Origin of the sequence: Flavobacterium sp. (genome assembly GCF_029945805.1) — a bacterium.
Classification (GTDB): Bacteria; Bacteroidota; Bacteroidia; order Flavobacteriales; family Flavobacteriaceae; genus Flavobacterium.
The window spans coordinates 13368-39062 of the sequence record NZ_JAQSDH010000019.1; the positions used below are offsets into that span (position 1 = coordinate 13368).

At 35.7% G+C, this 25695-nt stretch carries 15 protein-coding genes; 5 read left to right on the forward strand and 10 right to left on the reverse strand.

The features are described 5' to 3' along the window. Nucleotides 1–8: 8 nt before the first annotated feature. The 5 genes from PSU83_RS04565 to PSU83_RS04585 form a co-directional block, all read right to left on the reverse strand. Entirely contained in the window at nt 9–1370 is a 1362-nt protein-coding gene (locus PSU83_RS04565; protein ID WP_300587191.1) for a pyridoxal-phosphate dependent enzyme, read from the reverse strand. Nucleotides 1371–1480: 110 nt separating this feature from the next. Further along, nucleotides 1481–3403 carry a putative porin gene (locus tag PSU83_RS04570; protein ID WP_300587192.1) on the reverse strand — a complete coding sequence of 641 codons (1923 nt, stop codon included), beginning with the start codon at nt 3401–3403 and terminating at the stop codon, nt 1481–1483. Between the two features lie 96 nt (nt 3404–3499). Further along, entirely contained in the window at nt 3500–5353 is a 1854-nt protein-coding gene (locus PSU83_RS04575) for a S8 family serine peptidase (RefSeq protein ID WP_300587194.1), read from the reverse strand. Nucleotides 5354–5429: 76 nt separating this feature from the next. Then, complete coding sequence (locus PSU83_RS04580; protein ID WP_300587196.1) at nt 5430–7100, reverse strand: RagB/SusD family nutrient uptake outer membrane protein; 1671 nt, start codon at nt 7098–7100, stop codon at nt 5430–5432. 10 nt (nt 7101–7110) lie between these two features. Next, on the reverse strand, nt 7111–10233 hold the full coding sequence (locus PSU83_RS04585; RefSeq protein ID WP_300587198.1) for a SusC/RagA family TonB-linked outer membrane protein: 3123 nt from the start codon (nt 10231–10233) through the stop codon (nt 7111–7113). 189 nt (nt 10234–10422) lie between these two features. On the opposite strand from PSU83_RS04585, the gene PSU83_RS04590 reads away from it, so the two are divergent. Then, nucleotides 10423–11043 carry a ribonuclease HII gene (locus tag PSU83_RS04590; RefSeq protein WP_300587201.1) on the forward strand — a complete coding sequence of 207 codons (621 nt, stop codon included), beginning with the start codon at nt 10423–10425 and terminating at the stop codon, nt 11041–11043. Here PSU83_RS04590 and lipB read toward each other — a convergent pair. Continuing rightward, entirely contained in the window at nt 11018–11743 is a 726-nt protein-coding gene (gene lipB / locus PSU83_RS04595) for a lipoyl(octanoyl) transferase LipB (protein ID WP_300587202.1), read from the reverse strand. The genes PSU83_RS04590 and lipB overlap by 26 nt on opposite strands. Nucleotides 11744–12005: 262 nt before the next feature. Here lipB and lysS point away from each other — a divergent pair, with 262 nt between their 5' ends. The 3 genes from lysS to PSU83_RS04610 all read left to right on the forward strand — a co-directional run bounded on the left by lysS (nt 12006) and on the right by PSU83_RS04610 (nt 14681). Beyond that, complete coding sequence (gene lysS, locus PSU83_RS04600) at nt 12006–13703, forward strand: lysine--tRNA ligase (RefSeq protein WP_300587205.1); 1698 nt, start codon at nt 12006–12008, stop codon at nt 13701–13703. Between the two features lie 130 nt (nt 13704–13833). After that, nucleotides 13834–14247: a hypothetical protein gene (locus PSU83_RS04605; RefSeq protein WP_300587207.1), complete on the forward strand. Its 414-nt coding sequence runs from the start codon at nt 13834–13836 to the stop codon at nt 14245–14247. Between the two features lie 95 nt (nt 14248–14342). Further along, the gene (locus PSU83_RS04610) at nt 14343–14681 is read left to right on the forward strand and encodes a hypothetical protein (RefSeq protein WP_300587209.1); all 339 of its coding nucleotides are present in this window, start codon (nt 14343–14345) and stop codon (nt 14679–14681) included. A gap of 57 nt (nt 14682–14738) precedes the next feature. On the opposite strand, the gene hemL is transcribed toward PSU83_RS04610, so the two are convergent. The 4 genes from hemL to PSU83_RS04630 all read right to left on the reverse strand — a co-directional run bounded on the left by hemL (nt 14739) and on the right by PSU83_RS04630 (nt 19952). Continuing rightward, the gene (gene hemL, locus PSU83_RS04615; protein WP_300587211.1) at nt 14739–16025 is read right to left on the reverse strand and encodes a glutamate-1-semialdehyde 2,1-aminomutase; all 1287 of its coding nucleotides are present in this window, start codon (nt 16023–16025) and stop codon (nt 14739–14741) included. A gap of 12 nt (nt 16026–16037) precedes the next feature. Next, nucleotides 16038–16949 (reverse strand): glucosaminidase domain-containing protein, encoded by a 912-nt coding sequence (locus tag PSU83_RS04620; protein WP_300587213.1) that lies wholly within the window; start codon nt 16947–16949, stop codon nt 16038–16040. Then, the gene (locus tag PSU83_RS04625; RefSeq protein ID WP_300587215.1) at nt 16942–17853 is read right to left on the reverse strand and encodes a pyridoxal-phosphate dependent enzyme; all 912 of its coding nucleotides are present in this window, start codon (nt 17851–17853) and stop codon (nt 16942–16944) included. Before PSU83_RS04625 ends, PSU83_RS04620 begins: the two co-directional genes overlap by 8 nt. Before the next feature lie 140 nt (nt 17854–17993). Continuing rightward, nucleotides 17994–19952, reverse strand: coding sequence for a T9SS type A sorting domain-containing protein (locus tag PSU83_RS04630; protein WP_300587217.1), 1959 nt, complete (start codon nt 19950–19952; stop codon nt 17994–17996). A gap of 412 nt (nt 19953–20364) precedes the next feature. Here PSU83_RS04630 and PSU83_RS04635 point away from each other — a divergent pair, with 412 nt between their 5' ends. Further along, the gene (locus PSU83_RS04635) at nt 20365–25686 is read left to right on the forward strand and encodes a hypothetical protein (protein WP_300587219.1); all 5322 of its coding nucleotides are present in this window, start codon (nt 20365–20367) and stop codon (nt 25684–25686) included. Nucleotides 25687–25695 lie beyond the last annotated feature (9 nt).

A 25695-nucleotide genomic window follows, 5' to 3' on the forward strand; every position in this document is an offset into this window, starting at 1 on the left:
CTATTTACTTATTTTATCGAACCAATAATATCATATTTTGTAATTATATGATGTTTTCCGTTTTCTAAATCTACCAAAACAGCTTGGTTTTCTTTAGTAAATAATTTAGAGACTTCTTCAATTGGCGTATTTCTTTTAACGATAGGATAAGGTTTTCCCATTACTTCTTTTATGGGTTTGTCCGCTACGTTTTTATCTGATACATAGCTTTGGAACAAATCGCTTTCATCAACAGAACCAACAAAGCCAGTTATGTCAATTACCGGAATCTGTGAAATCTTGAATTTACGCATTCTGTCAATAGCGTGTGACACTAACTCTTCTGTACGAACAATGGCTAAAGGTTTATCTAAATGGTCTTTGATAACATCTTCTGCTGTTGTAATTTCTTCATCCAAAAATCCTCTTTCACGCATCCAATCATCATTGAACATTTTTCCAACATAACGACTTCCTGAATCGTGGAATAAAACCACAACTACGTCGTCCTTTGTAAAATGCTCTTTTAATTGGTGCAACCCTTTAACACAAGATCCAGCGGAGTTTCCAACAAAAATTCCTTCTTCTAAAGCAATTTTTCTGGTATATACTGCAGCATCTTTATCGGTTACTTTAGTAAAACCATCAATAAGTGAAAAGTCAACATTTTTTGGAAGAATGTCTTCCCCAATTCCTTCTGTGATATAAGAATAGATTTCATTCTCATCAAAAATTCCTGTTTCGTGGTATTTTTTGAATACCGAACCATAGGTGTCAATTCCCCAAATTTTAATATTTGGATTCTTTTCTTTTAAGTATTTTCCAATTCCAGAGATTGTTCCGCCTGTTCCTACTCCAACTACGAAATGCGTAATCTTACCGTCAGTTTGTTCCCAAATTTCAGGACCTGTTTGTTCATAATGTGCTTGAGCATTTGACGGATTGTCATATTGATTTACGTACCAAGAATTTGGAATTTCGGTACCTAATCTTTTTGAAACAGAATAATACGAACGCGGATCTGTTGGTTCTACGTCGGTTGGGCAAACGATAACTTTGGCACCAACAGCGCGAAGAATGTCCATTTTTTCCTTAGACTGTTTGTCTGTAATTACAAAAATACATTTATAGCCTTTCACAATAGCGGCAAGCGCCAATCCCATCCCCGTATTTCCAGACGTTCCTTCGATGATGGTTCCGCCTGGCTGTAATCTTCCATCTGCTTCGGCATCTTCTACCATTTTAAGCGCCATTCGGTCTTTGGTAGAATTTCCTGGATTAAATGTTTCTACTTTGGCTAAAACCAAGGCATCAATTCCTTCTATTACTTTGTTAAGTTTTACTAATGGTGTGTTACCAATAGTTCCTAATATATTTTCTGCGTATTTCATTCGTGTTATTATTTGTTTGAAGTCATGCCTTTACAAGCACAAGTCATTATGATTTTTTGCTTTTGTTGAATTTTTGACAAAGATATTGAATCTAGAAATTCTAGTACATTTTATTGAAAGAAATTCCAAACCAATCCAAATCGGATCATAAAATCACGGTACGGATAATTTGGTGCCGTATAGTAATTGTTTCCAGTTATTTTTGAGTTGAAATGTTCTAATTTCAAAAAGATTCTTGTTTGACGAATTCGAGCATTGACAAAGAAATCGATCATCGGAAAATTACCAATTTTAGTATCATTTTGAACAAATGCTTCTGTTATAACTGGATTGTAATCGTTGATGTAATACTTTGTAAAATAATTAACTGTAAATCCGGTTTGTAAATACAATGCCTTTTTGAAGAGATAATCCGTATAATATAATGAGTTTCTAGTCACAAATTGGGGTACATTTAGAACCTCGTCTTCTTGATCAACCTTTTGATAAAGTACCGTATTATCTAAAGCCAATTTCCACCATTTAAATTCTCGACTTACTTTAATCGACAAATAATTTATGGTTTTATCATATTGCTTTGGACTAATAATTTGTTGCTGAGCATTGGTTGCATCGTTTCTAAAAAACAAATGATCTTGAATCGAACTGAGTTGTAATGAAGCATCGAACCATTGCGTTTTAGCGGTAGCTTCAATGTTGTTTATTTTTTCGTTTTTAAAATCATTAGCCCAATTGTAACCTACATAACTACTCTGATGCAAATTATAAATATGGTCTGGAACTTTACTTAACATTTGGTACTGAAAAACAAATTCATTCTTCTCATTCAGTTTGTAATTCAACTTCGCATCCAAATTCGACATGGGTTGATTGGAAATAGAATTGGAATACATAAAAGTACCGTTCCATTTATCTTTTCTGTATTCATATTGGCCACCAACGGTATTGATTTCATCACTAAGCGCACTTGGAACGGTTACCGAATTAAGGATCAGTACTTTATCAAAATAATAATTGTATCTGAAATCCTCTGCAAAGAATTGGAATTTTCCAAGGGTAGCATTTTCGTATATAGCACCTACTTTATTATACATTCTGTTGTAACGATTTTGGTCATTGATATTCGATGTGACATACGAATCTCCAAAACGTTTTACTGATAGGGTACCTACAGTTGATAAAATGGTTTTTTGGTTATATTCAAAGAATTTGTTTTCGTAATTGAATTGATGTGTCAGGTATAAATTGTTTTCACCTTTCTTAGAATTAATTAGAAAATTATGGTCAAAGAAAACTCGTTTCCCTTTCAAAAAACTTTTTGCATCTAGGAGATAAACTTGTAGTCTGGCACGATTATCAAAATTTGGATCTCCGTTCTCAAAGTCTGTTAAGGTTGTAATTCCGCCATTCTCGCCGTTTAGTAAATCTTGACCCGTGAAATGAAAATTAATAAAATATCTTTTATTTAGCGTGTTGTAACTCGATGTAAAACGAAAGTTACCATTGCTAGACAGCTGATTAATATATTTTCCTAAAGACCTAAGTCCTTTAAAAGCAAGAGAAATATTAAATCGCTCCGAAGTATTTACAGTTACGAACGCATCTACAGATTGTCCTTGTTCCATTGTGGTTTTGAAATACAATTCGGTTACTGGAGTTGCTACTGAATAATACTTGATATCATTTACTCCCAAAAAACTAAAATGTTTTCCGGAATATCCAATTTCAGGAAATGAATTATCTTTTTTCAATCCGAAATCCAAAACGGAATACGTTTGACCTTCGTTCGCAAAAGGAAGAAGCCCAAAAATATCTTTACGTAGATAATTGAATTGGTATTCTTTTTCTATCGTGAGCGACGTGTCAACATAAGTTGTATCTTTTTGCAAGGTGATAATTCTATACTGATTGTAGGCAGCCTTTGGCGCTTTCTTTTCAATAGTATCTGCAGCACTTTCATTTAATTTCTCTGTCCGCTGAGAAAAACCAAATGAAAAATTTAATAAAAAAAGTACAAGTAATAAGTATTTCATCTTAAAATATTTCGGAACAAAAATACATAAAACAATCTGTAATAAAATCATAAAAAAACCACCATAAAGGTGGTTTTAGAATAATAGGAAGAAAGTTTATCGTTTTATAAATTTCTTAGTGATTGAATTACTATCTGATTTGAATGTAATAAAGTAAACCCCTGATGATAGATTTGAAACATCGATTGAGTTACCGATTGCATTTGTAGATTTATAAATTTGTTTACCTGAAATATCACTTAATGAAATGTCAGATAAAATTACATCGCTTTTAATTTCAAAGTTCAAAACATCCTGGGCAGGATTTGGATAAATAAAAACGCTGTTGTCATAATCTCTTGAATTCAAACCTAAACCATTTGTTGAAGTTGCTACTAAAGAATAATTTTGCGAACCTCCAACCAAGGTACCTTTATGGGTAACTTGAATTGTATAAACACCAGGTTGTGCGTTACTAATATTAACACGCTCACTATTATCTACATCATTATCAGAGTTATTAGTCGCTCCTGCTTCTGGATCTTCTGGATCTAATTTCCAAGGATAGTATGTCGTTCCGTCTTTCAACACTTTTAAATCCAAGTTATTAACTAAGACAGGGGTACGGTTATCGATATCTCCACTGTTATTCGCAATACCAATTCTTTCTGTCCAAGCAATATCGACACTTAAGTTCTGAACGGAATTGATAGTAATTGTTTTAGTATAAACTTGCGAATTGTTTAAAGTATTCTCTTCCAAAATTGAAGATATATTTTTGTTCGTAATAATTTGTGCAGCTGCACTCCCGTCCGGTAAACCCCAACCAAATCGATAATCAGGGCCTGGATTATCACCAGCCTCTCTAGCTGACTGAAAAAGTAAGGCTCTTACAGTAGCAGATCTCATGAAGGTTCCTGGGTTTAAATTGTTATAGTGCTTTTGTAGAAGTGTTATTAGTCCAGTAATACATGGTGCTGACATTGACGTTCCTTGCAGTTCCGAATAAGCATTATCAGAAACGGAAATACATGAAGAAACCGCTACTCCTTTAGCTGACAGGTCAGGTTTAATTCTTCCATCATCAGTGGGACCCCAGTTACTAAAGTTTGACATTACAAAAGAATTATCGTTTCCATTTGTCATGATTCCCTCAACTGCAGCTACCACAATGGCATTTTTCGAATTTCCAACTCCAGTTAATAAATCATAACCGCCTTTACCGGTTGCTTGATCTAAAGTTGTATCATTTCTGTCGTTTCCAGCAGATTTCACCATTTGATAAAACGGATAAGTAACCATTATATTATCTGCCGATACGGATTGAGAATTGTAGGCTCCAAAACTACTTTGAGGTAAATTAGTTGCAATATTTCCATAAGAATGATTTGAAACAACATAGCCCTGACTTGCAAAAGTAGCTATTTCACTTGAATCGTTTCCAAAATCGTAGGCGATTGCCGATGCCTGATAAGCAAAACCTCTTCGTGTTGGACTAATTCCTGCAGCGATCATCGTTCCTAAAACATGCGTCGAGTGAGTGGATAACGTTACTACTGCATCCCCTAAGGTTAGTCTTCCTGTAGCAAATTCGACGTGAGTTTCTCTAACTCTTCCGCCATCCCACATTCCAATAGTCATTCCTTGACCTGTAACCGATAAACCTAGAGAACCAGATGGATACATTGAATTAGCTCTCAAAGTTTGAACGCAAAGAGCATTACTATCTTCCTGATAAAAAATGGGAACACCATCAATAATTTTTTGAAGATTAGTAGCATTCTTTGTATTAGGATGTTGTAACAGATAATCACGAACTTCCTTTTGATCCTTCAAGTACTCTTGTTGTAAAGATTGCTTTAATTTGAAAGACTCAACCGGATCAGATTTACTTATAATAAAATCACGTTCTTTCTGTGTTTGAGAAAAGACATTGCAAAAAACAAACGAAAAAAGTAAAATATATTTCATAACAATAATTTTTTTATAAAGATAAAAAAAAACCTCTCGAAAAGAGAGGTTTTTAAAAAATTAATTAAAATACAGATTAACCACCGTATCCTTCATTTGGCACAAGAGGATTGATATTTATTTCACCTTGTGGTATAGGTAATGTAAATCTATAATCTCCTAAAAGTATATTTAAAGGACTAGTTGCACTTGAATTTACACCGTCTGTTGCATCTCTGTCTGTTCCAGTAACACCAGCGTCAGCTCCTAATCTTTTTAAGTCAATGTATCTGTGACCTTCAAAAGCTAATTCTTTTCTTCTTTCAGTAAGAATATCATTCAAAGCAGCAGTTGGATTAGCATATACAGGAGTTGGTACAACTGCACCAATAATGTAGTTTCTAGCTTGTCTAACTTGTTGAATTAAACCAGCTGCACCTAGTAAATCATTACTTCTAACTAAGCACTCCGCTTTGATGAAATAAATCTCCGAAGCACGGAAAACTTTTAGATCATTGGCAGTATGTGAACCAGCTTTTCCTGGATATTTATCAATTACAATTTGCTCAGTAACTCTAGTTGCCGTAGCAGGTGTAGCAGAAATAGTAGCAGAACGATCAATAAACGACCATCTTCTAAAATCCTCAGCACCACCACCTAGAGGCTGTGTATACAAATTAAATAAATTTCTACCCATATCAAATAATGGACCTCCCGTTAAATACGAACCATTTGTATTGTAACGGCTACTAAAGTTTGTTCTATTATTTTGTCTATCAACAGCCCATAAAACTTCTCCTTGAACTGCATCAACCCAAATTTTTCTGTATTCTGGTGAGGTAGTTGATGTCCATTGGTCAATTGTATACAAAGCTCTTTGAACAGCTTGTGCTGGATTTGTCGCACTAGGAGCAGTATTAATAGTTGTTGAACCTGATGCTGCTCCTACTGCTGGAATTACTGCAGAAGTAAGAGGGTAAGCAGCTGTAGCGCCTGTAAATGCAAATGTAGACTGAGATAATGGTCTAGCATTAATTACTGCATTAGCATATGTTAAAGCTTGAGGATAATCTTTTCTGTACAAGTACATTCTAGCTCTTAGTGCATTAATCATATTAACACTAACATACTTATATGCGTTCGCAGCTGTTACCGGAGTAGCTCCTGCATTTGGTGTACCTAAATTAGCCTCAGCATACGTCAAATCCCCTTCAATAAAAGTATACAAAGCACCATTTGTAGATCTTGGAATATCTTCATTAATTGAAGGTACTCTATCAACTAACATAACCCCTAATGCACTGCTATCGCTAAGATCTTTTGAAAAATAAACCATCAACTCAAAATGAGCAAAAGCTCTCAGTGCTCTAGCTTGAGCAAGGATTGAATTGTACTGCGCAATATCTGCCGCAGTAGTAGGAGTAAAGAAAGTAGCTCCTCTAATCACTCTGTTACAATAATTGATTAACTGATAGTGATTACTCCATATTGCGTCAGCTTCACCGTTTGTTGTAACAACAAAGAAACGTTGCGTATCATCTACAGTTAAACCTGAAGCGATAGCAATTTCATCCGACAGCTTTGAAGAAACAATTATATCAGTTTCCGTATTTAGTCGGTCATAGGTTTCATTCATAAATAATTGCAAATTAGCAACATTCGTAAATAACCTAGCATCATTTAACTCTCCTTTTTGTATAATATCCGTTGCATCATTACATGAAAACAACACTGCAAAAAGACTTAAAAATAAGATTCCTTTTTTCATTTTTTTTTTATTAGAAATTAATATCTACACCAAAAGTATACACTTTAGGAGTTGGGAAATATCCAGTACCACTAGTAGTAAACGTTTCTGGATCAAATCCTTTCCATTTAGTCCATGTTAGAATGTTTTCACCTTGTAATCTGAAACGACATCCTTTGATAAAGGTCTGTTTCAAAAATTTAGCAGGAACATCATAACCTACTGTAAGATTTCTCAATCTTATGAATGAAGCATCACGCAAAAATCTATCAGAGATATCTCCAGAATCAATGTTCGTTGCATCCCATGATGGAATACTTGAACTAGTATTTGTTGGAGTCCAAGCATTTGCTAAATCATTTGAAACTGGGAATGGGTTTACATTTCTGATATCCATTAAACTTGTATAGTCTGAATCAAATTTATAAAAATCTTTAGAGTATACAAAAGATGCGTCTAAGAAGAATCCTTCATAAGAAGAATTGAAACCAAAACCACCTTGATATCTCGGCAAACTATTTCTATTTGTTCCTCTTCTATCGCCATCATTTGGAGACTCCGTTGGATTTCCATCAGCACCAAGGAAAAGTAAGTTACCATTCACTGGATTAACACCTAGGTAAGGAACGTTATAGTACTGATTAGCTGTTTGACCTACAACCAAAGCAAAATCTGCTCCTTGTCTAAGGAAATGAGTACCGTCATCTAAAACCCCTAGACTACTCATTTCATTATCATTGAATGCTCCGTTGGCAAAAACGGATAATTTAAGCTTAGTATCTTTTAAGATATCATATTTTAAAGACAACTCATATCCTTGATTTCTTAATGCACCATTGTTACCAGCTAGTGAATTTCCAGGAATACCATTAGCATAAGAAACAGGTATAGCTATATACAAGTCTGTTGTTTCTTTTGAATACCAATCAAACGAACCGCTAAGTCTTGCCTTAATATTAAAGTCAATACCAACGTTTAACTGAGAGGTTGTCTCCCAAAGCAAATCCTGATTACCATAAGTTTGGACACCGAAAGAGGAAGAATTATTATATCCAGGAGTACCTTGTAAGGCATTCAAAGAACGAACATCCCTTGCATTGTAAAAAATTGTACTCTGAGTATCGTCAACACCTCTAGCAGAAATATTCTGATTACCCGTTGTTCCATAAGAAGCTCTTAATTTTAGGTCTTTGATGAAAGAATTATCCTTTAAGAAATTTTCTTTAGAAATATTCCATCTTCCAGCAACAGACCAAAATGTTCCCCATTTGTTGTCTCCAGCAAATTTATACGATGAATCACGTCTTATCGAAGCCGCAAAACCGTATTTAGAATCATAATCATAATCTAATGTACCAAAGTAAGAGAACATACCCGCTTCAACTTCAGCAGCGCCATTTGTAGGAATATAACCTTGAGGCAAAGCAGGAGTGTAAGGAATATATCCTGTACCAGCTCCAGGCTCCCAAGTAAGTGGATTCAATCCAATTTGTTGGTACAAAAATACTTTTCTATGTGCTTTCAAATACTCGGTATATCCTGAAATATCTAATGTATGTTTTTCAGCAAATATTTTTCTGTAATTAAGTCTATTTACAAAATCAAACATAAATTCTTTTTGACTTCTTTGTGTTTCTAATCCGTGGAAAGGCTGACCAGCTCCAACTGCTCGAACTACAGAAAGATAAGCTTCTGGTCCGATAGCGAAAACTCTTTTATCTTCTGTATAATCAGCTCCAGCTGTAACAGAGTACGTCAAGTCTTTTGTTAATTTGTAACCCATTGTTGCACTGATTAGTGTTTTGTACTCATCAAAGAAACTTGGAGCATTTCTATCATCTAATAAACCTAACAACATAAAAGGAACAATATCCAAAGAAGGAGAACCAAAATCATCAAATAACTGCTGACCACTAACATAAGTTGATGGACTGTAGTAAGCTGCCGACGTAAGGTATCCTTGTAGTGGATTTTGAAGAACGTTATTGTCAATACCACCTCTTGTTTCTTGTTCCAACTGATTTCTTCTTGAATAAGTCAAACCAATATTAAGACCGTAGTTAAACTTGTCATTGTTAGATTTTCCAGTGAAATTACTTCTTATAGTAAATCTTTTGAACTGTGTAGTTGGAACAATACCTTGTTGATCATAGTAACCAACAGAAGTAAAGTTTGACATGTTTTTACCCCCTGAAGTGATGCTTAAATCGTGACTTTGAGTAGTCCCAATTCTGAAAAATACATCTTTCCAATTTGTATCCACAGTATAAGCTGCAAGATTATTTGGATCAACCGTAATAATACCTAAATTATCAGAACCTGTAGCTCCAGGACCATCTCCACGTAAATTTTGAATTCTTAAATGTTGCTGAGCATTGGTAATATTATATTTATCACCTCTGAATTCAGATGTTCCATAAGAAGACGAATAATTAATCCCTAGAGATTCTTCGTAACCTGCTCTTTTAGTTGTTATTAAGATAACACCGTTCGTACCTCTGTTTCCATAAACCGCTGTAGCAGAAGCATCTTTCAATACTGTAACACTTTCAACATCATTTGGATTCAAGTTTCTAAAGAATGCCTGAGTTAACGGAATACCATCAATAACATATAATGGATCAGTACTCGCATTTAATGAACTTTCCCCTCTAATGATTACATCAATTTTATTAGTTCCTGGTTGACCAGAACCCATTGCGATGTTAGTACCCGCCAATTGACCTTGTAAAGACTGAAGAACGTTTACGTTTGGTCTGTTTGCAATAGTTTTCGAAGAAACAGTCTGAACTGCTCCGATTGTTCTTGCTCTTGTTTCTGTTTTACCATAACCTTGAACTACAACTTCATTAAGTAATAGCGAATCCGGTTGTAAAACAACATTTACAGTGTTAGCCGCACTAACAGTTACTCTTGCATCTTTCATTCCAACAAAAGACACAACAAGAACTTCTCCTTGTTTTGCTTTGATAGAAAATTTACCATCAAAATCCGCCTGGGCAGAACGATTGGTTCCTTTAACAATTACATTAGCACCTGGTAGCGGTCCAGACTTATCTGAAATAACACCTGTTACAGTTTTCTCTTGTGCAAACGAAAACTGCATTGATAACGCTAATAATAGCGTAAAAATCCATTTGAACTTCGATCTCATATTAATTTTATTTGAGTTAGTTATTCTGCAAACTTCTTAATTATTTCTTAATTAACCAAATATTAACCATAAATAATGTTTTCTTAATGTGTTAAAGTCCGAATAATTTTTTTCGCAGATTAACAATGACACGATTACCTGTAAATAGTTGCATCATTATTTATATTTTTAACAAAAAAATATTTTTAAATGTTACAATTTAAGTTTTCTAATTTTGAATTGGAATGCGGAACTGATGAAGCAGGTCGCGGCTGTCTTGCCGGTCCCGTTACGGCGGCAGCCGTTATATTACCTGAAAATTTTGAATTAGATTTATTAAACGACTCTAAACAACTCTCTGAAAAGATACGAGAAAAACTAAAACCTTTAATTGAGGAAAAAGCCATTTGTTTTTCGATAACACATCTGGAACCCAATATTATTGATGAGATCAATATTTTAAATGCATCCATACAAGCCATGCAGTTGTGCGTTACCAAATTGTTACCAAAACCAAATTATATCATAGTGGACGGGAATAGATTTAAACCTACTGATGACATTCCGTTTTCGACTATAATAAAAGGAGATAGTAAATTTATGAGTATCGCTGCTGCTTCTGTATTAGCTAAAACGTACCGAGATGAATATATGGCGAGAATTCACAAAGAATTTCCAATGTATAATTGGAAAAAGAATAAAGGCTATCCTACGATTGAACATCGCGAAGCCATAAGAAAATATGGGATTACTAAATACCACCGCCTAACTTTTCGCTTATTACCAGAACCACTGCAATTAGATTTTAGATTCCCGAATGTTGATTCCTGATTTCAGAATATTCCATGACGGCTTCGAACAAAACAGCGAAATGTTTTAAGATTTTAGCTTTCACTTCAGCCGCATCAATTTCTTGACCCAGCTCAACATGCATTGAAGTCACTGCCTTACCTTTTATGCCACACGGGATGATATTATCAAAGTATCCTAAATTAGCATTTACATTTAACGCAAATCCATGCATAGTTACCCATCTACTGGCTCTAACTCCCATCGCACAAATTTTTCTTGCAAATGGCGTACCAACATCAAGCCACACGCCGGTTTCTCCTTCGCTTCTTGTTCCTTTTATATGGTATTCTGCTAATGTTAGGATAATAGTTTCTTCAAGCAGTCGCAGATACTTGTGAATATCTGTAAAGAAATTTTCTAAATCCACTATAGGATAACCTACTGTTTGACCTGGTCCGTGATAGGTAATATCTCCGCCTCGGTTGATTTTATAAAAAGTAGCGCCTTTTGCTTCTAATTGTTTTTCGGATAAAAGCAAATTACTTATATCACCACTTTTACCTAAAGTATAAACATGCGGATGCTCCACAAAAACAAAGAAATTTGGCGTTACTAATTCGGGAACGGTTCTTTTTTCTAATTTAAGATCAACGATTTTTTTAAAAAGTTGTTCCTGATAATCCCAAGTATCTTTGTAATCTTTGTGACCTAAGTCCTGAACTTGAATGTTTTTATTCATTTTGATTGAAGTTGCAAAGCCGCAAAGTTACAAAGTTTAAAAGTATGCCCCTAGTTTATTTTTAGCCCCGATTGTAGCGGAAATCCTTTTGTGTTTTCGTATAGCAAAGCGGAAGGGAAATACAAAAGATTGTAACGGAAAGCGGGAAAATGCTCCGCCGACAAAGCCCAAACCATTCGCTTCAGAAAAAAGCAATCCGCAGACAGTAGCAGTTGGCAGTTTTTTATTTTATAACTACATTTGCACGCTTAAATACACTAATATGCAACTTTCAGAACAAGAAATCATTAGAAGAGACAAACTGAACGCCTTGCGCGGACTTGGCATCAATCCTTATCCAGCGGATTTATTTCCGGTTAACCATACTTCAAAGCAGGTTAAGGAAAATTTTCAAGACGGCAAGAAGGTGATTGTTGCGGGTCGTTTGATGAGCGTTCGTGATCAAGGAAAAGCATGTTTTGCGGAACTACAAGATAGCGAAGGCAGAATTCAATTGTATTTAAACCGTGATATGCTTTGCCCAGGCGAAGACAAAACGATGTACAATCAGGTTTTTAAAAAATTAACCGATTTAGGAGATTTTATTGGCATTGAAGGTGAATTATTTACTACCCAGGTTGGTGCTCAATGCATTCGTGTCGACAATTTTACTTTTCTAAGTAAAACACTTCGCCCATTACCATTGCCTAAAACAGATGAAGAGGGAAATGTTCACGACGCTTTTAACGATCCTGAATTGCGCTACAGAATGCGTTATGTAGATCTAGTAGTAAATCCGCACGTGAAAGAAGTGTTCCTGAAAAGAACAAAATTATTCACAGCCATGCGAACTTTTTTCAATACTGCTGGATATATCGAAGTTGAAACTCCTGTTTTGCAATCCATTCCTGGCGGAGCAGCGGCTAGACCTTTTATTTCGCATCACAATGCACTAGACATTCCTTTGTATTTAAGAATTGCAAACGAATTGTATCTGAAAAGATTAATCGTTGGGGGTTTTGATGGCGTGTATGAGTTTTCAAAAAACTTTAGAAACGAAGGGATGGACCGAACGCACAATCCGGAATTTACCGCTATGGAGATTTATGTAGCCTATAAAGACTATAACTGGATGATGGAAATGACTGAAAACTTACTTGAATATTGCGCTAAGGAAGTAAACGGAACGACAGAAGCTATTTTTGGCGAACACCAAGTAAACTTTAAAGCGCCCTATGCTCGAATTACTATGACGGATGCTATTAAACAATTTACGGGTTTTGATATTTCAGGTAAAACGGAGGCCGAATTATTTGATGCTGCAAAATCAATGCATATTGAAGTGAACGAAACCATGGGTAAAGGAAAATTGATTGATGAGATTTTCGGAGCAAAATGCGAAGGGAACTTTATTCAGCCAACTTTTATAACAGATTACCCAAAAGAAATGTCGCCTTTATGCAAAGAACACCGCGATAATCCAGAATTAACGGAGCGCTTTGAGTTAATGGTCTGCGGAAAAGAAATTGCCAATGCGTATTCAGAATTAAACGATCCAATTGACCAAAGAGCGCGTTTTGAAAATCAAATGGCCTTAGCAGAAAAAGGCGATGACGAGGCAAACGGTATCATTGACGAAGATTTTTTACGTGCATTAGAATACGGAATGCCACCAACTTCAGGATTAGGAATTGGCATGGATCGATTAGTAATGTTTTTAACTAATAATCCATCTATTCAGGAAGTATTGTTTTTCCCGCAAATGCGTCCGGAGAAAAAACAATTGGAATTAACCGCAGATGAAAAACACATTATTGAAATTTTGAAAGCTAACGAAGGAATTTCTATTGGTGATCTCAAAATAAAAGCTGATTTAAGTGGAAAAAAATGGGATGCGGCTAGCAAAGGAATAGCGAAACACGGTTTGATGAAAATTGTTGTGGATGGCGAAAACAAAATCGTTGAGTATTTAGGGAAATAATTTAGAAATCATAAATAATCGAATATACAAGGAACTCCATTGAGTTCCTTTTTTTTATAAAATTTTGTTACGAATTAAACCTTTTAAAAGTCTTACTGTCCAATTGGCAAATCATTTAAAAAATTATAACATGAAAAAATTATTTATCGCTGCATTACTAGTTGTTGGATTGACAACTTTTGCACAACAAAGAGATGGAAAAAGAGCCGGAAGAGAAAAATTAACTACCGAGCAAAAAGTAGAACTTCAGGTCAAAAAAATGGGCAAGGAATTAGACTTGAATGAAAAACAAACCGAACAAGTAAAAGTTTTAGTAACCAAACAAGTTCAAAAAAGAGAAGTGAAAAAAGCAGAAATGCAACAAGTCAAAGATAAAAACAGAGCGGAAATGAAAGCGCAAATGCAAACGGAACAAGCTGCTTTGACTTCTGAAATGAAAAAAATTCTAACTCCAGCGCAATTTACCAAATGGGAAAAAAATCGGGAAGAGAAAATTGAGCAAATGAAAGAAAATAGAGCAGAAAGAAAAGGAAAAAGAAATTAAAAACACTTTCCTTAAAAGTTAGATAAAAATAAATTTTGAGTTTCGACCAAAATAAATTAGTTTTGGAGTTATTATTCCACTAAAAACTTTAAAAAATGAAAAAAATAATTGCAGCTTTCATGTTACTATTGGCATTTTCAATAAATGCAAATGCACAAGATACTAAAGGCTATATTGGCTTAAATTCTACTGAAAAAGGTAAAAAACAGGCTGCTGAATTGTCAGAGTATCTTCAATTGGACGAGACAACGAATCAAAATTTCGCGATGCTTTTTGAATATAAATTTCAAGTTATTGACGATAAAAATGTAGCGGCAGAGCGAAAATCTGAAATGTTGAAAAGTGTTGATGCTAAAATTAGAGCTACATTAGATGGAAATCAAATGGAAAAATTAGAGAAAAATCCAGAGTTATTAAAGAAATTAACAAACTAGTTTATCTACTGTTAGATATAAAAGTCCTCTCGTTTAAAAATGAGAGGACTTTTTTATTTATAAACTTTTAGAAACTTTAGCAACGGCATTGATTGTGAAATCTAAATCTTCATACGTTAATGCATCCGTGATAAACCAAGTTTCATAAGCAGATGGCGCGATATAAACTCCTTCTTGCAACAATCCATGAAAGAACTTCTTAAACGTATCATTATCACCATTCTTAGCCGTTTGAAAATCATAAACCGGATTAGCATCAAAATGAACGGAAATCATTGAACCTACTCTATTAATGGTAAACAAAATCTTATTGGCAGTTAATACTTTCTCTATTCCTTGATGCAAATAAGCCGTTTTCTCTTCTAATCTTTTGAAAATAGTGGTATCATTATTTAAAGCCTGCAGCATTGCATATCCAGCAGCCATTGCCAGTGGATTTCCTGATAAAGTTCCCGCCTGATAAACCGGTCCTATTGGCGAGAGATAATTCATAATTTCATTTCGCGCTGCAAAAGCACCGACAGGCAAACCGCCACCAATTACTTTTCCGAAACAAACAATATCTGCTTTTACATTGTATAATTCCTGAACACCGCCTTTTGCCATACGAAATCCGGTCATTACTTCGTCAAAAATCAGTAACGTAGTATGCGCGTCGCAAATTTGTCTTAAGGCTTGTAAAAAACCTTCGTTTGGTGGCACACAACCCATATTTCCCGCAACAGGCTCAATAATTATTGCGGCAATTTCATTTTGATTGGCTTCAAACAATGCTTTCACACTGTCCAAATCATTATAATTTGCAAGAAGAGTGTCTTTTGCAGTACCCTGAGTAACTCCTGGAGAATTTGGTGTGCCAAAAGTACTGGCTCCGCTTCCAGCCTGAATCAAGAAAGAATCAGAATGTCCGTGATAGCATCCAGCGAATTTTATAATTTTATCTCTTTGGGTAAAACCTCTTGCCAAACGGATAGCGCTCATACAAGCTTCTGTACCCGAATTAACAAAACGGATTTTATCAATATTCGGAACCATAGAAACGGCTAGTTCTGCAATCTTTGTCTCCAATTCTGTTGGCATACCAAAGGAAGTTCCTTTTTGCGCTTTTTCGATTATAGCATCAACGACAGGCTGAAATGCATGACCTAAAATCATTGGTCCCCATGAATTGATGTAATCAATTAAACGGTTGTCATCTTCATCATAAACATAAGCACCTTTTGCGCTTTTGGCAAATATTGGAGTTCCACCAACACCCTTGAATGCTCTGACTGGTGAATTTACTCCACCTGGTATTACTTTTTCGGCCTCAGCAAATAGCTGACTGCTTCGTTGATAAATCATAGTTGAATTTTATTATTTGACAATTATACTTTGTCCTAAAGAAATAGTATTATCTGTTAAATTATTTTTCTTCTTCAAATCATCAATTGAAATATTGAATCTTTTAGAAATTGAATATAGCGAATCACCTTTGATTACGGTATATTTCTGAAAATCCTGAGCATATACGTTCGTCTTAGTTGTTGCGACCGGAACATATTCTGTACCTAAAACTTCTGCATCAAATTTACCCAATTGATACCGCTCAATCAATCCGATAAGTTTGTCTGGATATTTCGTATCGGTGGCATAACCTGCCGCTTTTAAACCATAAGCCCAACTTCTATAATCATCTTTTTTAAATTCAAAAAGCTCAGCATATCTTGGTCTGCTCGTTAAAAAATAAGAGTGGTCTTTGAATGAAAGACTAGGATCATCATATTTTCTAAAACATTCATTTTCTTCATCATCCGTATATTTAATACTCGGTCCTGTCCATTCCTTGTGGCATTTTATTCCGAAATGATTATTCGCTTGAACGCTTAATGGCCCCGTTCCTGCACCCGACTCCAAAATGGCTTGACCCAAAGTTATGCTAGCAGGAATTCCCGTTTTGGTCATATTCTCTTTGGCTACTTCTTTATATCTTTCGATATAAGCTACCACCATTGCTGTAGTAACCTTTACTCGTGTTGTAGCTTCTAAAACAACCTCCGACGAGGTCAAAGGACCATCTACGTTTCCTGGCGACTCTTTTACGCTTACTGCACTAACTGCTACTGGATTTTTTGCAGTCGCTGGTCTGTAAATAGGCTTCTTTACTCTTTGAACTACTGGATTTCCTGACTTTCTTGGATCTGGTTTCGAGGTTCTGACCGCAGAATGATTGGCGCTACACGAAGCAACAAAAATCATAAGCAGCAGTAAAATGGTTTTCTTAATCATTGATATGTATTTCTAATTGTTTTTTTTGTTTCAAGACTTTATTCATTCCGGCTATTCCTTGCAATCCACCTGTGTGTATCATTAGGATTTTTGAGTTCTCAGGAAAATAATTTTTGCTAATTAAATCCAAAACTCCAAATGCCATTTTCCCAGTGTAAACGGGATCTAATGGAATTTTATACTGCTGATAAAACGCGTTAATGAATCGTATGAGTTCTTCCGAAACTTTCCCATAACCTTCAAAATGATAGTCTGTAATCAAGCCCCAATTTGATTTGGATGCAAATTTACAAATATCTTCTCTTAAAAAGTCACCTTTTAACGCAGGAAAACCCAAAACTTGTTGACTACTTTTTGAACAATTTATAATGCCAGAAATAGTGCCTCCAGTTCCAACTGAACAGCATATATAATCGAACATGTCGTCATTGGATGTGAGTATTTCTTCGCATCCTTTTATGGCTAAATTGTTCGTGCCGCCTTCCGGAATGAGATAAAAATCGCCAAACGTTTCAGTTAGTTTAGCCCTGAATTTTGCAGTATGCTTTTCGCGATAGGTCTCTCGAGAAGTAAACTCAAAGATCATCCCTAATTCCTGAGCTTTTTTAAGTGTTGGATTGTCCAGAATTTTGTCTGTCAACTCTTCTCCACGAATGATTCCGATAGTTTTAAAACCGTATTCATTTCCGGCTGCAGCCACGGCTAAGATGTTATTGGAAAATGCACCGCCAAAAGTTAACAAGGTTTCCTTATTTTCTTTTTTGGCTTGGGCCAGATTGTACTTTAATTTTCTAAATTTATTTCCTGAAATTAAGGGATGCAACAAATCTTCCCGCTTTACGTACAGCGAAACCGTACTGCTTTTAATAGTGATTTTTTGATTACTGCTTTCTGGAAAATTCATACCTCAAAAGTAGTATATTGGAAGAATTAAACAAGACTAAAAATTACAATTTTCTGCTCATTTACCGAATGTCCACTAGACATTCTTCTGTTAATAGTGAATAAAAAAAAGCGATCATACAATCACTTTTTTTATGTTTATTATTTGGAAGAAATTATAATTTTTTGTCCAACGGCTTGTCCGTCTTCGGTTTGAATTTTGACTAAATACACCGCCTCGGGTAAGGAAGCCGTAGTAAACTCGTAGCTGGTTTTTGAACCTAACTTCGTTTTATTCAATAATAATTTCCCAGTAATATCAAACAATAGTACTGATTTTATCTCCAGTAAATTTGGATTTAAAACGGTCAAAAGTTGATTAGTATTATTCTGAACAATTGTTACATTTTCCTTTATTGGATTGGCAACTCCAAGAGCATTTGAATCTTTAAATGTAACTTCAAAACGATTGGTATAGAGACCAGCCGGAAGTGTCACTTCAAAAAAACCATCTTTTATACTTTGATATACTCCAGTTAAACCGTCGTATAGGTACACATTTTGTGCGTCGCTGAAATTAATAACAGCAGCAACTGCTATTTTAAATGTAGCCTGATTGTCTGATTTTAGAGTGAACGGAACTCTTGTATCGACATTAAAGGGAAGCGTAGTAATTACATATTTTCCGATATTATCAGAAATAGAAAAATAAGCATCATTTGTAAAATCAGATTCATACGAATTAACATCCATAGCGGGATCAAATCCATCCGTTGTATTAGGATTGAAAGCCATCGTTACTTCTTTCGTAAATTGATTATTGAAGATGGTATGAATTTTTATTTGTGGCGTTGGCGCGGTAGAGAATTGTGTATAATCTGTACCCGCAACATTCTGAATTTGTCCCCAATTCTCATAAACTTCATTATTTGATGTATTTGTACTAGAAAATCTTTCGAATTGCGAATTGGTAGCGACACCTTCTTTAATAAAAACGCGGTATAAATTTTTCATTTGAGCCGTTCCGTTACCTTTGCCTTCGATCATAAATCCTTGTCCAACAGGAGAGAACATTCTTTTATAAACCGAACCTGAGTTGCCACCGGTAGTATTGATTGATCCATCAATATTGTACGTACTCCAACTAGCACTATTATAAGTCCCTGGACTAAATGCATCAATATTATTTGGTGCATAGTAACCATAACCACCAATATACTGAAGCAATATATGCGAAGTTGCTGGTTTTTCATGTTCCCAAAAATAAGCAGTACCATTAATAATACCGCTTGCGGGCAATGGAAATGATAGGTTTGTTACTGCACCACTTGAATAATTAATAGAATATCCACTATTTTCCAATAAAAATAAATTCAGATTTATAGCTGACGGATAGGGATTTCCAGTCAATGTACTATTTGGGTATTGACCTGCAAGACCAGCTACTGTTATACCAATAGTTCCGTCATTTGCTTTTCCTCTAAAATCATACCGCTGATAATCATGTAAAGGATTATAAGGACCCACGTTAGTTGGATTATTAACGGTAGTTTCTCCTATTCCAGCTAATGTATCATCGCCAGAAACTCCTTTCAGTGTAAATCCTAAGCCGCTCGTAATTGTTCCAGATTGTCCAATATTCACCCAATTGGAATAATTATTTTGAGCCGTAAATGCATAAATCCACCTGTTAGAAACAGTTAAAAGTGAATTAGTTGATGTTCCGTTGACTGAAGATGTAAAAGATGGATTTTGTGATGTTATATTAGCTATGGGTCGTTTTAGAACCTGATCTAATTGAAAACTATTATTTCCAGCGCCAGCTGCCGCAACTCCTACTGGAGAACACCAATAATTGTAACCAAAGTTATTAGCCGTTCCTTCCTGAAAAACAGACAAAGCACCTACTCCCCGATTTACACCATTGGCAACTGTACTTCCTTGTAAAAGCTGCCCTTCATTTCTTAGATAGATATAACTTGTTGCTGTATTTAATTCAACATAATCTTTAACATAAACCATTGAACCTTGGTTAAAAACATAGCTATCTTTAACATACAACTGTCCGAAAACGGAATTTAGTGAAAACATAAATCCACAAATAAATAAAGCTATTTTCATAAGTCAATCAATTTAGATTTCAAAAATACGAATTTTTTTTATATGTGGCTCATTTTCAAACTCAATTCAAAAAATATTATCAAAATTGAAGCAAGCTACTATTCAAATTATTTAAAATTATTTCACTATTTAATCTCAAACGAAAACTAGTGACTTTTTGTTTAGGGCAAGTAGGAATATCTAAAAAATGTAAATTACTACCTTTTACGATCCGATAAAAAAACTATTATTTAAGATAAGATTTCCCGTTGAAAACTATTTTAAAATTAAACACAGTTTAAAAAAAATGTAATTCATCGTCATAATTTGTAATTCATCGATTTTTATAGTGTTATAACAAATATGCTGTCATATTATTACAAATAATGTTAATTTTATTGTAAAGTTGCGCACAAATTTCAAAGAAAGATATATGAAAAAGAACTACTCAATAAAAAAATACCTCAATACATCTCATACTATTTTTTTAAAAACTGAAAACCTTTTTAAAAAAATAGGACTACTGCTTTTACTAGTTTTTGCCCCTTTTGAGAGTTTTGGGCAAACTACGCTTATTTCACCAATTGGAGATGGCGGGTTTGAAAGCGGAACAACGTTTAGTTCAAACAATTGGTCCAACACATTGGGAATCGCCACTCAAAATCAATGGGTTCTAAATACTGGCGCTACTGCAGGATTTTCTGGAACAAGATGTGCTTATATTTCTCAAAACACTAGCAATACTCCTCCTCCTTATACTTATGATATAGGCACTACAAGAGCAACTCATTTTTATAGAAATATAACAATTCCAGCAGGAGAAACAGACATCACGCTATCTTTTAATTGGTTAGGCCAAGGAGAAAGCACGTTTGACAGAATGAGAGTCTGGGTTGTTCCAACTACTTATACACCTTTGTATGGAACGGAAATAACAACAACAGGTACAGCACCAACAGGAAGAATTCAGGTAGGAGCTACAAATTATAGCGCTCAAGCAACTTGGACGTCAACTTCCTTTAAATTGCCCATTGCCTATGCAGGTACTACGGTAAGATTAGTTTTTGAATGGCGAAATGATGGTAGTCTAGGAACACAGCCACCTACTGCTATTGACAATATCTCTTTAATCTCTAAAATCTTAACTGCACCAGCAAATGATCTTTGTGCAAATGCGACGCCTTTGCCTTGTGGCACCGCGAATTTAGCAGGAACTACTGTAGCAACAACCAACATTGCAAATGTTTCAGGTTGTCCCATGTCAAACTATGGCGTTTGGTACACGTTTGTCGGAAATGGGCAACAAACTACTATTTCTACAAATCCAGCATTTGATATTAAATTATCGGTATCAACAGGCACCTGTGGGGCATTAACTAATATTGGCTGTACTGATGCAGCACCAGAAACAGCTACATTTACCACAGTAAACGGAACCACATATTATGTTTATGTAGCCCATTGGTCATCAGGGTCAGCCACAACAGGCACATTTACAATTTCAAGAAGCTGCACAGCTGCACCAGTCCCACCAGTCCCACCAGTCCCACCAGTAAATGATCTTTGTGCTAATGCAACAAACTTACCTTGCGGTACTACAAATTTAGCAGGAACTACAGTAAACACAACAAACATTGCAAATGTATCCGGTTGTTCCATGTCTAATTATGGCGTTTGGTATACGTTTGTGGGTAATGGGCAACAAACTACTATTACAACAAATCCAGCATTTGATATTAAATTATCGGTGTCGACAGGCACCTGTGGATCATTAACTAATATAGTCTGTACTGATACAGCACCAGAAACGGCCACATTTACCACAGTAAATGGTACCACTTATTATGTGTATGTAGCGTATTGGTTAACTTTTGGAACTACAACAGGAACATTTACCATCTCGCGAAGTTGCACTGCTCCACCACCAAGCCCGTGTATCTCCATAACCAATATTGCAACTTGTGGAACCGCACTAAATAAAACTATAGTATCAGGAAATGGGGTTTATAGTCCTTCCGCTTGTGGCTGGACTACACCTGGACTGGAAGTTATATACAGTTTTACGCCAGCAGCCACAGGAGTTTATTCTATTAATCAAACTAGTTCATACACAACTATAGACTATCAATTCATGGCAGCAAGCACTGGATGTGGACCAACGGGTTGGACTTGTATTGATGATTTATTTGGATCATCGATCAGCGCCGGATTTACACTAACAGCTGGAATTCAATATTATATTTTATTAGATCCTGAAAGCTCCGTCGGTGGAAATGTAAGTTTTATGATTTCATGTCCGCTCCCTCCGCTTACTAATGATGAATGTGCAGGGGCTATTTCATTGCCTGTAAATTCTCTGTGTTCTTACAGTACATATACCAATACCGGAGCAACCCCGAGCATTGGAATGACAGCTCCTGCTTGCGGTAACTATTCTGGAGGCGATGTCTGGTTTTCAGTCGTTGTTCCTGCGACAGGTGAAATAACGGTTGATTTGCAAGGTGGAGGCATAACTGATAGCGGCATGGCTTTCTATTCTGGCACTTGTGGTTCATTAACTTTATTAGAATGTAATGATGATGACCCCATTATTTTCTCCCTAATGTCAAATATTAATTTAACTGGTTTAACACCAGGCCAAATAATTTATGTCAGAGTTTGGGGTTACGGTGGTAGTAGTGGAACATTTGGTATTTGCGCCTCGACCCCTAGTTGCCCGTCTCCTTCTGATCTTTACACTAATATTTTATCCGCCACAAGCGTTACTGTTGGATGGACGGCTTCCGTAGCGGCTTCTGGTGGCTATCAATACTTTATTAACACGACTGGCACAGCTCCAACTGCAGGCACAACACCAACGGGTTCAACATCTGCAGGAGTAACGACAGTAACTTTACTTGGATTAACACCAGGTCTTAAATATTACTTTTGGGTGCGCTCGTATTGCGGTGGCTCTGATGTAAGCAGTTGGTTTGGACCAACTAATTATACGCCTTGCGCAGTTGGTTCGGGAACTGGTACAACTGCACTTGCCTGTATTACTCCAGTAGCTGCAGGACAAGGTTTAAGTGGCGTAGATCCGGCCGCATTACTTTGTTCAGGATCGACCTGTACCAATTTAGAAGTAACGTACTTGCCCATCAAACAGACAACAGATTATGCGGTTTCCTCTATACCATATGCTCCACCTTATCAGTTTACTTGCTTACAAAACCCAGTAAGTGTTAACATCGATGATGTTTGGTCATCAACTATTAATCTTCCTTTTAATTTTTGTTTTTACGGAAACAACTACAATAAATGTTTAATGGGATCGAATGGTGTAATAACATTTGACACAACAACCAATAGTCCTGGCGGCTATTCTACTTGGTCATTCAGTAACAATTTACCCAACAATACACTTTTTAAAAATACTATTTTTGGAGTGTATCACGATATTGACCCAAGTAAAGGAGGCCAAGTTGGATGGGAATTAATTACGCTTAACTCAGGCTGTAGAGCACTTGTCGCATCTTGGAACGAAATCCCGATGTTTTCTGCAGCATGTAACTCTAGTTACTACACAGGCATGATGGTACTCTACGAAAACACCAACATAATTGAAGTTTATATTAAAGAAAAGAATATTTGTGCAACTTGGAATGATGGAAATGCAATCATAGGAGTTCAAAATACAACCGGAACAGCAGCCGTCGTAGCCCCAAGCAGAAATGGATTAGACACCAATTGGACAGTAGCAAACGGCACTGGGGAAGCTTGGCGATTTACTCCAAATGGTCCTTCCGTAAATCCAACTGTACAATGGTATCAGGGAACGGTTGCTACAGGAACTCCAATTGCAGCACCTGCGGGAACGGCGGATGTTATAAATGTTTGTCCATCAGCAACTACAACATATACGGCCGAAGTTACTTATCCACTTTGTACCGGGAATTTAAAAGTAAGCGATATTACAGTGGTAACTATTACTGGAAATAAAGTATGGAACGGCAACACAAATAACAATTGGAATATAGGGACAAACTGGACTCCTAATGGTGTTCCTACCAATGCTGATTGTGTCATAGTTCCTGTGGTAAATTCTCCTCGTCCTTATCCAATAATATCAAACACACCTAATGCTGTTGGTTATAACCTTGCGGTGTATAATAATGCTTCGCTTACTATTAACTCAAATCAAAACTTGACTATTACAGATAAAGTCACAGTTCAACCCGCTGGTATTTTTACTATTAATAACAGTGCAAGTTTGATTCAGATAAACAATATCCTAAACTCTGGAAATATCATCTACAAACGCGATTCACCAAATATAAGAATGTTAGACTATTCCTATTGGTCGTCTCCAGTTGTCGGATTTAATGTGAGCAACATAGTATCACCTCTTACTTTTGGTCCAATTTACAGATGGAATACGACTATTGCCAATGGAAACGGTGGCCAAGGGACATGGCAAAATGCTCCAGGCAGCATTATGGTTGCGGGAAAAGGATATATTGCGAGAGCTCCAAACGCGGCTCCCTACAATAGCGGATCAGGAACGTTGAGCGGAACGTTTACAGGAGTTCCACAAAATGGAATTATAACGATTCCAATTGAAAGGGGAAATGACCAAAATACAACTACTCATTATGGTACAAACGGAATCGAAATATCGTATTTAAGCGACAACTGGAATTTACTTGGAAACCCGTATCCATCAGCGATTCGCGGGAGCCAGTTCTTATTTGATAACCGTACAAAAATTCTAGGAAATATAAGACTATGGACTCACGGAACTCTTCCATCGAATTTAATAGCTAATCCTTTTTATTCCTCTTTCGTATACAATTATACGGCTGGAGATTATTACACCTTTAATTTTACTGGAACCAGCTGTTGTCCTGCGGCAGCGGCTGATTTATATGTTGGATCTGGTCAAGGCTTTTTTGTTCAGATGATTGATGGACCGGCGGTTTCTGCAGCAGATAACATTACAGTTGAATTTAACAATGGATTAAGAAACGCTTCATTAAGTAATAGTAGTTTTTATCGAACATCAAATGTTACAACAACTTCAGCAATTGATATTACTAATATTGAAAGAAACAGAATATGGTTAGATTTTATCAATCCTAATGGGCAGTCCGATAGAACACTTTTTGGATATATTGAAAACGCAACAATGGGTGTAGACAATTTCTATGATTGTATCACGCAAAATACAGGAGGAACTTTACTGTTTTCAGAAATTGGAGATACAAAATTCAATATTCAAGGCAGAAGTTTACCGTTTGACGTAAATGATGAAGTTCCTCTTGGAATTAATGCTCCTACACAAGGGGATTACACTATCGGAATTGCTGCAGTTGATGGATTATTTAACAACCAAAATATTTATTTAAAAGATAATCTGTTAAATATTACCCATGACCTTAAAGTAAGTCCATACCATTTTAACACAACTCAATCTGGTGGAATTAGTAATCGTTTTAAAGTAGTATATGTAAATAATACGCTGGGAGTCCCAACTAATACATTTGATGAGAACACTATAAAAGTATTGGTTAATAACGAAGTTGCTGTTAGCTCGAATAACTTCGAAATGGAAACTATTGAAGTTTTTAATCTTTTAGGACAGAAATTAGACATGTATACTACCATAAATTCAAATTATATAATACTTTCCAATCTGCGCAAAAACAACACGACATTATTGTTGAAAATAAAATTACAAACAGGGGGAACAGTTACTCGCAAAATTATTTACTAATTATAATCG

What these genes read in the sequence shown, in the direction of transcription:
- PSU83_RS04580 (WP_300587196.1), bottom strand. Translation starts at nt 7,100, where the DNA reads ATGAAAAAAGGAATCTTATTTTTAAGTCTTTTTGCAGTGTTGTTTTCA.
- hemL (WP_300587211.1), bottom strand. Translation starts at nt 16,025, where the DNA reads ATGATTTATCAACGAAGCAGTCAGCTATTTGCTGAGGCCGAAAAAGTA.
- PSU83_RS04620 (WP_300587213.1), bottom strand. Translation starts at nt 16,949, where the DNA reads ATGATTAAGAAAACCATTTTACTGCTGCTTATGATTTTTGTTGCTTCG.
- lysS (WP_300587205.1), top strand. Translation starts at nt 12,006, where the DNA reads ATGCAACTTTCAGAACAAGAAATCATTAGAAGAGACAAACTGAACGCC.
- PSU83_RS04590 (WP_300587201.1), top strand. Translation starts at nt 10,423, where the DNA reads ATGTTACAATTTAAGTTTTCTAATTTTGAATTGGAATGCGGAACTGAT.
- PSU83_RS04585 (WP_300587198.1), bottom strand. Translation starts at nt 10,233, where the DNA reads ATGAGATCGAAGTTCAAATGGATTTTTACGCTATTATTAGCGTTATCA.
- lipB (WP_300587202.1), bottom strand. Translation starts at nt 11,743, where the DNA reads ATGAATAAAAACATTCAAGTTCAGGACTTAGGTCACAAAGATTACAAA.
- PSU83_RS04605 (WP_300587207.1), top strand. Translation starts at nt 13,834, where the DNA reads ATGAAAAAATTATTTATCGCTGCATTACTAGTTGTTGGATTGACAACT.
- PSU83_RS04570 (WP_300587192.1), bottom strand. Translation starts at nt 3,403, where the DNA reads ATGAAATACTTATTACTTGTACTTTTTTTATTAAATTTTTCATTTGGT.
- PSU83_RS04565 (WP_300587191.1), bottom strand. Translation starts at nt 1,370, where the DNA reads ATGAAATACGCAGAAAATATATTAGGAACTATTGGTAACACACCATTA.
- PSU83_RS04625 (WP_300587215.1), bottom strand. Translation starts at nt 17,853, where the DNA reads ATGAATTTTCCAGAAAGCAGTAATCAAAAAATCACTATTAAAAGCAGT.
- PSU83_RS04610 (WP_300587209.1), top strand. Translation starts at nt 14,343, where the DNA reads ATGAAAAAAATAATTGCAGCTTTCATGTTACTATTGGCATTTTCAATA.
- PSU83_RS04635 (WP_300587219.1), top strand. Translation starts at nt 20,365, where the DNA reads ATGAAAAAGAACTACTCAATAAAAAAATACCTCAATACATCTCATACT.
- PSU83_RS04630 (WP_300587217.1), bottom strand. Translation starts at nt 19,952, where the DNA reads ATGAAAATAGCTTTATTTATTTGTGGATTTATGTTTTCACTAAATTCC.
- PSU83_RS04575 (WP_300587194.1), bottom strand. Translation starts at nt 5,353, where the DNA reads ATGAAATATATTTTACTTTTTTCGTTTGTTTTTTGCAATGTCTTTTCT.